The following is an 11,124-nucleotide window of genomic DNA, read 5'->3' as shown; positions in this document are numbered from 1 at the left end:
CCCTCCTTATGCTTACGGCATCACGATGAGCGTAGCCGACTTGGCGGGGAGGCGAAGCGCGAGGCCATCCGGTCCGCCTTGCGCCGTGCCGGCTGCCGCCAGCCGATGCTTCGCATCGAATCTGTAAACCTGCGCCGTACCGCCCAGATCCAGATCGGCGTCTACGCTCGCCGTCCTCGCCGCGGTATCTTTGTTAAACAGAAGGATGAAGGTTTTGCCTTCCTTCGACACGATCGTATACGCGCCCACCGCGTCGCCGTTAGAGCTGATCGCGCCGACGACGTCGCCTTCGATCTTGCTACCGGCTCCGTCATAGTCCAAGAACAGCTTAAACGCGTCTTCCAGCGGCGTATCGGCAGGCAATGCTCCCCACCGCATCGCATAGTCCACGCCTTCCCGGGCGAATATCGCGAGCGCTTCCGCTTGCGCCAATCCGCTGCCGATGCCCGTTCCGTCGCCGAAGTTATACTCCGAAATCGACAGCTTCGTGCCGGGCGCGTTGCGCTCGATAATATCGCGCATCCGAGGCAGCAGCTTAACGGGCTCTTGAATCCAAGAGGAGGGATCCGTGAAATTCGGATCGTACAGCGATTTCAGGGAGTTGAACCGTCGTTTGGTCATGGCGGCCGATTCGTCGCTGCTGAACGGAACGTTGTTTTCCGCCGGGTAATAATGAATGTCCAGCACGTCGACCAAGGCGACGCCCGTTTGCTGCTTGTATTCGTTCACCTTGTTCAAGTACCATTCCAGGTACGGCTTTCCGTCATGCGCTTCCATGTCGGCACCCGCCGAGCACCCGTCCTTCGCCGAGTAGAAATATTCGCACCAGCCCCACGGCACCGGACCGAAAATTTCCGCCTGCGGATCGGCTTGTTTAATCGCTTTGGCGTATTCCGTCGTATAGTTCCACACTTCGTCGTAGGTCGTCATTTGCGGATGAACGTCCCAATGGGAATGCGGCCACAGCATCGGCTCGTTATCTAGCGCATACTTGTGTACGAATGAGCCGTAATTTTGCTGGAGGTGGCCGATCCAGCTCGTGATGAAATCCGTTCCGACCTGCTTGGACGTATCCGTCGGATCGTTACCCGTCACGTAGCTTCCGTCCGCGCGTCGGCCCGTACCGGCGTCGGCGCGGCACCACGCTTCTCCCCAGTTGCACTCGTTGCCGGATTGCGCGCCGTATTTGTCGATGGAAAAGCTCCATCCGATATCACGGCTTTTCGGCGTCCAGCCGATCGTCGGAACTTGAAGCAGCACGTCGGTGCCGCTGCTCTTCGAATCCGCGATAAATTGATCGGACAGAGAGCCGTTCGGAAGCTGGGAGCCATTGTCCGGGTTGTTCGGGATGTTGAGGAAGTACCAATCACCGCCGCGGTTCGTCGTATCCAGCTGCCAGTTGTACCGGGTCATCTGGTTGCCGCCCCAGCGCTTGATCGGGAAGTCCATCGTGGAAGCGCCGTTTGACGGCATGTCCTCGAAGTTCACTCCGAAAATCCCTTCGCTGAGCGTACGCCGGTTGGCGGCGGAGTCGATCGATACCTTCACGCCCGGCAGTTCCGGATCGGGAAGATTCACCTCGTCGGTCGTTTTCAGCCAGTTGACGTCATCCACGTAGACGGTTCCCTGGTCTTGCTCGCCCCATGCGGAGACGACCACGCCGTCGAAGTTCAAATCGCCGAGGCCAAGGTCCGCGAACTTCAGCTTTACCTCCGTCCATTCGTTGGCCGGCAAGCCATTCGGCAGCACATCGTCGAGGTTGAACTCGCCCGCGAAATTCCGCCCGTTCATGATGTTCACCCGAAGCTTCTGGCCGCCCGTCGATCCGCCATGAAGCTTAAGCGTCAAGCCGTAATACCGCGTAAGATCCATCAAGGCGTCGCGGTGAATCCAGATTCCTTCATACCCTCTCGCCGCAAAAGAAATAGATCTCGTGCCGGAAGCGACCGGCGCGGGATTGGCGAAATCGTTCGTCCCCCAGCTCCAGTTGCTGTAACCTTCAGGCAGGGCGTCCGTAAATGCCGGTTCCTTCGTATAGCCCGTGACCTGAACATACATAGAGGATGAGCCGCCATCGAAGCGGGCCGTGATTTTGGCAAGACCGCTTTCATGGGCGGTGAGCGCGCCTTTGTCGTCAACGGTCACGATCGCGGAATCGCTGGAGGTCCATTGCGTCTTCGCGGTTACGTCCTTGGCCGAACCGTCGCTGTAACGCGCTTCATAGGACAAGCTCGAGGCATCTCCCGGTGCCAACACCAAGCCGTACTGCGATAATACGCCTTCCAGCAACGTCGGAGGCGCCACGTATTTCTCGAGCAAACGAATGTCATCCAGGTAAAGGTTCCCTTGAGGACCAGCGGAGGTGCCGTGGAGCAGCAGGCCGTCGAAAATGCCCCCCTGAAGCTGGAGCTCATTCAGATCGACGGACACCTTGGCCCATTCGCCGGCCGGGATCGTTCCGCCTTCGAGCAAGCTTCCGAGATTGACCCATGCGGCTGGCGCTCCGCCGGAGTTGAACACCAGTTCGACCTGCTGCCCGCCGGCATCGCCTCCGTTAACCCAGAATTCAAGCGTATCGTGTTCCTTGACGTTGACCGATCCGTTTCCTTTATAGAGGTACAGGCCCCCCTCATTGCTGGGATCCATGCGGATCGACGCGCTCCCAGAGCGAACCGTAGAGGATTCCGATAGATCGTGGTTGGCCCAACTGTAATCGGCAAATGCTTCGCTCAGCGTATCCGCGTAAACCGTAATGCCCGGACGATCGTCTTGAGGCAACTCGGGTTGCGCATCCGGATCCACGACCGTGACCGGCACGGATGCCGTCATGTTCTCGTACGATGCCGTCAATACCGTCTTGCCGGCTTTGATACCCGTTACGAGGCCGTTTTGCACGATCGCCACTTGCTCGTTGCCGGATTTCCAGGCTACGCCCTGATCGATCGGAGTATTCGTCCCGTCCGAGGAGACCGTCGCCGCCGACAGGCTTAAGCGATCGTCGATGAGAAGACGGACGGGTGAAGGGGATACCGCAAGCCCAACTAAAACCGCTTCCCACACAAACGCAAGATCGTCGAAATAGACGTCGGCTTGTTCGCCGCCTGTCGTTCCGCGGATAAGAATGCCGTCGAAGATGCCGCCCGGCATATTCATTTCCGCTAGATTAATACGAACTAGCTGCCATTCGCCCTTAATGGCGGTAAGCTGCTTACTCGCAACGGGCTGTCCGCCCAGTTGGAGCACAATTTCAAGCTGTTGACCGCCGCCGGTTCCGCCGTTCACCCACAACTCGAATACGGGATAATCGGACACCTGAAGAATCCGATCTTTGTAAAAGTAGAGAGCATCGTCTCCATTTGGCTTCAGCTTTACGGCCGACGTGCCGGTATGTACCGTCGATCCGTCCCCTAACTGATGATTGGCCCAGCTGTAATTTGCGAACTCGTCGCTCAACCGGTCATCATATACCATCAGCTTGGCCGGGTTCCCCGACGCTATTGCCGCTTCCAATCCGCCGGCATTGCTGCCTATGATAGAGAAAGCAGCAACGAATGCGGTAAGAAGAGACAATATTTTTTTCATCGTTTGACGCTTCACGAATGTGTCCTCCATTAAGTTTTTTTATCGTGCATAACTATTTTCGAAAGATCGGCATCCCGCAACAAGAGACAAGTTCCCGGTTTGGTCGGGAACTTGTACGGGACATTTCCGGGAAGGGGGGTGAACCACTTCATGCAGGTTCTCCCTTGACGCGGATCATTACAATTCGTTGATCAGACAAAGAAAGGGCCGGGACAGTCACTATAGAGTGACTTCCCGACCCTTTTGCGATAAATGAACTCAAAATCGAGGCTGCGACTACTTTCCCGCCGCTGAATTCAGATCGGCCGAAATGACGGTGCCTCCTGCGCCCATGACATATACTTTCCCCTTATATTCGATGGCATAGTTCAAATCCGCATTCGTTACTTTCGGTTGCATGAACCAATGCTCGGCATCTTCGGATAAGTAGACGGATCCCCAAGCCCCGGTGGCGATATAATAATCGCCGACAAGAGAGATTCCGTACAGCCCCGTACTGCCATTTTGCAGATGAAATTCGCTTTCAAAGGTCGACTGTTCCCAATGCTGTCCATCCGGCGACCTCAGAATCGTTAATTCCCTCTCATTAAGGTAGTAGATAGAGGTTGTCATGACGAAATTGTCTTTGCCCCAGACGATATCGTAAAAGTTGTTTTTATAGCTCATGGCCATTTTGGACCATTGATTGCCGTCCTGCGATACGAGCAGAAGTCCTTTGTTGCCAACTGCTACGAACGTATGGCCGTTCCATGCAATGGAGTTAATCGTAGTTGTCGCGTTCGTCGTTTTCTTTGTCCAATTCTTCTCGTCCTTGGACGACATGATCAGACCGTTCGTGCCCGTCGCATAGAAAGTGTCGCCGGCTTGAATAATTTTGGTTAATGTTTCTTTTGTCGGAGAAGGTACGGAGGCCCAGCGAACGCCATCCTTGGAAGTCATAATCGACCCTCGATAGCCTACCCCTAAGAAATGCTCGCCGGTCCATAACACATTGTTCATCGGCGGCATGGCTTTGGTATTGGTGCCGGACCAAGAGCCGGAAGAACTCAGCCGCAGCGCGGTCATTACGTGGTATTTATCCATATCCACGCTTGCGTCGCCGCCAACCATGAGCAATTGACCATTGCCTACCGCGGCGTCGTACAATGCCTCATCCTGACGGAAGGTTTGCATTTGCGTCCACTTGGCTCCATCCTTGGATGCCTGAATGCCTCGATGGCTCATGAGAACGTATTGTTTGCCGTTATGGAGTACGAAAAAAGGATGCTCATCTCTGGCGTGAAGGATGGACGCGTTCGTCCAGTCGGTTCCGTTTTTGGAGGTGGCGGTGATGGCGTAACCTTCCAGTTGACGCCCATCTACGTAATCGAAGCCGTTGAGGAAAAATCGGTCCTTTACCCAATGAATCTCCATCCAATAATGTGCATAAGAAACATGCTTCCACTTAACGCCATCCTGGGAAACCATTATCGTCTTATCGCCGACGGAAACGAACTTTCCTCCACCGAATGCCATGCGGAGTGAATTTCCATGATTGGGCTGGTTCGTTTTTATTTTTTTCCATGCTACCCCGTCCTTGGATACGGCCACGACGCCATCTTCGATCGCTTGGGCAACGAAGGTGCCATTTCCCCATTCGACTGCCGTTATAGCCGTAGGCAATCCTGAACGCTCCGTCCATTTCACGCCGTCTTCGGAGCTATAGATTTTCCCTCCGCCGCGCGTGGATGTCACCGCTACGTATCTTTTTCCGTTCCAGGCGATATCTGTAGCGTTATAGATGCCCTTCAAATTTCCGTGATCCGTCCAGTTAACGCCGTCTTTGGAAGTCAAAAGGGCCGTGTCTTTAATCCTTTGGTCGCTACGATTTCCCAATGCGACAAACTGACCGTTCCCCCACGCGATGGTATAAAGCGTAAGATCTAGCTTTACGGGGTTGTCTTGCCAGGTTATACCGTCCTTGGAGGTTTGCACTCGATTGCCGAGCGAAGTAACGTAAATCCCGTTGCCATAGGCAAAGTCTAGAGCAACGATGTTATGAACGCCGGTATTCTCCTCCGACCATTTCAGCAGCAGAGGATCCGTTGCTTTGCGATCGGATGGCGCTTCCTTCTGCTTTGTAATATCGCCAGTTGGAGCGACATCCCGTTGCCTCAGCGATTCAAGAACGGATTTCGTTGCTTCGTTGCTTAGGTCTAGTAAATTCTCGCTAGCCGAGAAAGATTTCAAACGAGCCGCATCCAGCAAAGGAGCCAAGTCACTTACGTTATTATCATCAAACATCAGTTTATATAGAGATTTCATGGAGCGGATCGCATCCAAACGATCGATAAAATTGCTGGATATACCCAACTGGAGCACCTGGTCAAGATTGGCCAACCCATCGATTTGGCGAATCCGATTATCGTCCAAGTACAGATATTGCAAGGATTTCACGCCGGATAACGGAGAAACGTCCTCAACCTGATTCCCTTGCAAATCCAGTTGATTGAGCTTGGTCAACGAGGACAGCGGAGCTAGATCGACAATTTCATTGTCGGAAGCCGAAAGCGCGATGAGATTAACGGCATGCTCTAATCCATTAAGCGATTTCACGCGTCTTTCGGAAATCTGCAAATATTCCACTTTATCCAGATCCGCCTGCGTAATCGAACCGGACTGCAAATGAAGGTCATCCCGTATGGCCTTCTCCACCGCGGGGTCTTCGATCTGGATATCGCTTGCGTGAACGAAACGATTCGACAATAGGGGCGTTATCAATACTGCAATGACAATCATGATGGCCATTCGAAACATACGCGCACTCTTAATCATGATGCTGCTCCTCTATAATTGAGTATGTAAGCTTCAAAGTCTTGAATCTTTGATATAATTAGACTCATAACTACACTACTGTTTAACTTTGGAGAAAACAATGAAAAATATGAATTTTCAAGTAAACTTACAAGGCATTATAGAGCTATTATCGAACCACCTTTACTCGGACCCCGGGGTGTTCGTGCGCGAACTGCTTCAGAATGGAGTAGACGCCGTCACCGCAAGGAAACGACTCGGGCATGCTTTCGAGGAAGCCGTCAAGGTTGAGGTGTTCTCGTCTAACACCCTATCTTTCTCCGACAATGGCTGCGGGTTGACGGAATCCGAGATCGAGTTGTTTCTAGCTAGAATCGGCAGCTCGACAAAGAGAGACAATCAAGACTCTTCGGACGATTTTATTGGCCAGTTCGGCGTCGGCCTATTGGCATGTTTCGTCGTAAGCGAAGAAATTGTGCTGATAACCCGTTCGGCTCTCGACAGCGATCCTCTGGAGTGGCGAGGAAAGCCGGATGGGACATACACGATAAAGAAAATCAAACGGCAAGTCCCGATAGGTTCGACGGTTTTTCTAAAAGCCAAGCCCGGGTACGAAGAGTACTTCGAGTTTTATCGCGTTAGCGAATTGTTGGAAAAGTACGGACAGTATTTGCCGACTCCTATTGTCTTGATCGAGGACAAATATGAGAGGAAAATCAATGTACCGAACCCGCCATGGCGATTAGACAAGCAAGAGGCGTTGGCGTTCGTGGAGGAAGCTACCTATTCCAAGCCTATGGATATTATTCCGCTAACCTCCGATATCGGGGGCGTTACGGGAATCGCGCATATTCTTCCCTATGCGGTTAGTCTGCAGGATGAGAAGAAGCATCGCGTTTATCTGAAAAACATGCTGCTATCGGACAAAATGAATAACATTTTGCCTGCTTGGGCGTTCTTCGTTAACGGTATTATTAACACGGAAAGCTTGCGTCCAACGGCGTCGCGGGAAGCTTTTCAAGAGAACGATTTATTCTTTGCCGTTCGAGATGAACTAGGGCAATGCATTAAAAGGTATCTGATCGAACTGTCGGAGAGTCATCCGGAGTTGTTTCGCAAAATCGTACTCGTCCACTATGCTTCGATTAAAACGATGGCGGTGGAGGATGAAGAATTTTATGCGCTGTTCATCCATCACTTAAGCTTTGAAACATCGTTCGGCGATATGAAAATGGCCGACATTCTGCGTAGCCACTCGTCTATTCTGGTTACGGCTTCGCTAGACGAATTCAGGCAAGTCGCCCGCGTCGCCAAGTATCAGAACCTGATGGTCGTTAACGGCGGTTACGTTAACGATCTCAACCTTGTCAGGAACGTGACGGAGGTCGCCGACAACGTGTCGGTCGGCATCCTTAACGTCTTGGAGTTCGCCGATCGGTTCGAAGAGTTGGGTTCCGAAGAAAAGCGGGATGTTCAGCCGTTCCTAGAGCATTCCGACCGATTGCTTGAAAGCTACGATTGCCGTTCGCTAGCGAGATGGTTTGAACCGGCGGATATTCCCGTGTTGTATAACACCAACCAGGAAGTCAGTTTTTTCAAGCTTATGGAAACAAGCGAGAAGGAAGCTGATCCGCTGTTCGAGGATGTCATTCATGTTATCAAGAACGAGATGTACGAGAAGCCTTACGCGCAGCTTTGTTATAATTTCAATAATCCTATGGTACGTAAGGCGATAGATTCCCGCAACCCGCAACTATGGAAGGCAAGCATCGAGTTGTTTTATACGCAGGCTTTGCTTCTGGGCAACCATCCGATGGGCCAAACGGAAATGAGAATGATGAACGAATCGTTGCTGCAGTTCATGAATAGAGGCCTTGACGCGACGGCAGAGGTAGACCAATGAAAAATCGGTTAAACGAATTAAGACGCGGCAGCTGGAGTATGCCCGGCGGAAAGCAAAAGTTGGCCGTCCTGGAGGAAATGATCGGGATCGCCGATCGGTACTTGACGGAAGAGGACGCTTACGACACTCGGATGAGCTATATGACCGCGGCGCTGGAGGCGGGGTGTCGGGAGAAAGTGCTTGTTGCCTTCGCTTGGTGTTTGTCGAAGTTCGAGAAGACGCCCGGCGACTATTCCCAACATACTTTAATGTGGCATTATAAATGGGTCTTAAACGAAATATGGCGGATGCCGGAGTTCGGCTTAGAGCTGATCGAACGCGTGTACGAGGATTTCAAACAAAAGTGCCTGAAGTTCGGCTACAATCTGCGTCCCTATTACCAGCAGAAAGTAAACTTCACGTTGTCGCAGGGAATGATCTCCGAGGCAGCCGAATTTTATAAGCTGTGGCGCTCCACGCCTCGGGATTCGCTGGCCGACTGCAAGGCATGCGAGCAAAATTTATTCGGGGAATACATGTTCAAGATCAATCATCTCAAGAAGGGTCTGCAGAACGTACGGCCGATACTAGACGGCAAGATGCGTTGCGGGTCCATACCGCAAAACACATATAGTCAAATTATCGTACCTCTCTTGAAGCTTAAAGATTACCAACAGGCTTCGGCGATCGCGAAAAAAGCCATGCGACTGCTTAAAGGACCGCAGTTCGTCGAGGAGTATGGCACTTTTTTGGAGTTTTTTACGGTTACGGATTTGCCTAAAGCGGTGAAAATTTATAACGAAACCATCCGGTACGGCTTGGAAAGCAAGGTTGGCTGGGATAGATTTCATTATTTTCTCTCCGTTCGGATATTCCTTAGGGAATGGAATAAGAAGAAGCGCAGAAAGAAGCTCGTCGAGGCCGATCGCGTAACGCTCGACTGGTTGGATCATGAAATATCTTCAATAACGGATTCATTCAATCGCAGGAACGGAAATACTTACATGAGCCGATTCGTATTGGAGCAGGAAAAGAATACCAACCGGCTTATGAAGGCTTATCAGGAAACGCGCTTGACGAAAGCCACAACGGATGGTATCCTTTTCTAAATTTGAAGGCCATGTAACCTTAGGGTTCAACCTCGCTAACTTGCGCGGTTGAGCCCTTCTTGCATTTCAAGCGTTCTAGACGATGAGAGGAGCATGACAATGGAAACGATGAATCGCATCCCGCGAAAAGGGAATCAAGGCGTGTTATTTCGGTATTTTTCGGACACTCCTATTCAAGGCGTCTCCGTGGCGGGTACGTTTAACAGCTGGAATCCTGAAAAATACGCGATGACCGAAGTAAGTAACAACCGGTGGGAATTGGAGATCGGAATCCCGAAAGGAAGACACCTTTATAAAATCGTGGTCAACGGCGACCGATGGATATTGGATCCTCTGAATCCGAACGTATCGGAAGACGGGCAAAACAATTCCGCGATGACCGTCATGGAAGACGGGGAAGTATTTATTCGTACGAATGAAGTTTCGGAACGTAATCCGGGATTCATGTATGAAAACTATCAAGCGTTAGAGAGCCCCGAGTGGATCAAAAACGCGGTTATTTACGAGCTTCATATTCGGGCTTTTACCGAAAACGGGTTTCGCGGGCTAACCGAAAAAATAGGATATTTCAAAGAGCTGGGCATTAACGTACTGTGGTTGATGCCGTTTCAAGAGGTAGGACAAGAGAAGAGGATCGGAACGTACGGAGACCCCTACGCGGTAAAAGATTTTTATTCGATCGACAGCCGTTTCGGCACGGCTGAAGAATTGAAGTTTTTTATAAGCGAAGCTCATCGAAACGGCATTCGCGTCATCATGGATTGGGTGATGAATCGCGGAAGCGTAGACCATCTGCTGACGAAGAGCCATCCCGAATTCTTCACGCGGAAGGATAATAACGAGGTTTATTACGAGGTTCCGAATCGGGAATATTTCGCGGGATTGAATTTCGACAACGGCGAGATGCGAAGTTATATCATCGACGCCATGAAATATTGGCTGGCCGGGTTCGACTTTGACGGGTTCCGATTAGACGATTCGGACATCACGCCGCATGATTTTCTCGCGGAAATCCGGCAAGAGCTCAGCAAGGTCAAGCGTTCTATCGCGTTGATATCGCAGTCTTACGACGAATTCCACCACATTGATTCCTGCGATCTGACCTATGACGGCAACCCTCGTATTTTAATCAACGCCATTCGGGAAGGGAATATCACGCAGAACGAGTTTATACGGATCTATGACTCTTACAAATACAGCTTTCCTAAAGGCGCGTTAAGGATGAGTTGGCTGGAGGAAAAGGAACAATCCAGAATTCGGGACTACTTCGGCGAGCGGTTAACCACGCCGGCGGCAACCTTACTGATGACGATGGAAGGGATTCCGTTCCTGATGATGGGACAAGAGTTCAACGAGAGGACTTATGCCGATTGGACTTCTTTATTCCATGAATACCGACTCGCCTGGGAGCCCTTCGATAAAGACATGTTCGAGCATTATCGGTTCTTGATTCATCTTAGAACGAATTCTCCGGCATTCTGGCGAGGAGAACTTGAATTCATTCGTCATTCGGAGCCTAACGTCATCTCGTATATGAGGAGGAGCGGGGATGAAGCCTATCTCTTGCTCGTTAATTTGTCCGATAGAGCTGCATATCCCGTATTTGCGGACGATGATAGAACAAGAGAATGGATCGGCAAGAAACAAGAAATCATCTATCGCACGGGAAAAGAAGAAGCACGCGAACAGGATCGGAACGGCGGACGATTGCTCCATCCTTATGAAACTCTGATTTATAAAGTAACTGCAGGCTAAGCG

The 11,124-nt window shown here is 51.3% G+C and carries 5 protein-coding genes; 3 read left to right on the top strand and 2 right to left on the bottom strand.

The window, feature by feature from the left end:
* Nucleotides 1–12: 12 nt before the first annotated feature.
* Both ACFPPD_RS19920 and ACFPPD_RS19915 read right to left on the bottom strand, forming a co-directional pair.
* Entirely contained in the window at nucleotides 13–3,597 is a 3,585-nt protein-coding gene (locus tag ACFPPD_RS19920; protein ID WP_209748164.1) for a glycoside hydrolase family 44 protein, read from the bottom strand.
* A gap of 261 nt (nucleotides 3,598–3,858) precedes the next feature.
* A complete protein-coding gene (locus ACFPPD_RS19915; protein ID WP_209748166.1) occupies nucleotides 3,859–6,396 on the bottom strand; it encodes a leucine-rich repeat domain-containing protein in 2,538 nt (845 codons plus the stop codon).
* A 109-nt stretch (nucleotides 6,397–6,505) separates the two neighbouring features.
* Between ACFPPD_RS19915 and ACFPPD_RS19910 the strand changes: the two genes are divergently transcribed.
* The 3 genes from ACFPPD_RS19910 to ACFPPD_RS19900 all read left to right on the top strand — a co-directional run bounded on the left by ACFPPD_RS19910 (nucleotide 6,506) and on the right by ACFPPD_RS19900 (nucleotide 11,121).
* Nucleotides 6,506–8,278 (top strand): HSP90 family protein, encoded by a 1,773-nt coding sequence (locus ACFPPD_RS19910; RefSeq protein WP_209748168.1) that lies wholly within the window; start codon nucleotides 6,506–6,508, stop codon nucleotides 8,276–8,278.
* Nucleotides 8,275–9,366 carry a hypothetical protein gene (locus ACFPPD_RS19905; RefSeq protein WP_209748169.1) on the top strand — a complete coding sequence of 364 codons (1,092 nt, stop codon included), beginning with the start codon at nucleotides 8,275–8,277 and terminating at the stop codon, nucleotides 9,364–9,366. The genes ACFPPD_RS19910 and ACFPPD_RS19905 overlap by 4 nt, the downstream gene beginning before the upstream one ends.
* 99 nt (nucleotides 9,367–9,465) lie before the next feature.
* A complete protein-coding gene (locus ACFPPD_RS19900) occupies nucleotides 9,466–11,121 on the top strand; it encodes an alpha-amylase family glycosyl hydrolase (RefSeq protein WP_378083038.1) in 1,656 nt (551 codons plus the stop codon).
* Nucleotides 11,122–11,124 lie beyond the last annotated feature (3 nt).

The sequence above is a fragment of the Cohnella suwonensis genome, from assembly GCF_042655365.1.
GTDB classification, from domain to species: Bacteria; Bacillota; Bacilli; order Paenibacillales; family Paenibacillaceae; genus Cohnella; species Cohnella suwonensis.
This window is presented reverse-complemented; position numbering and strand designations above follow the sequence as displayed.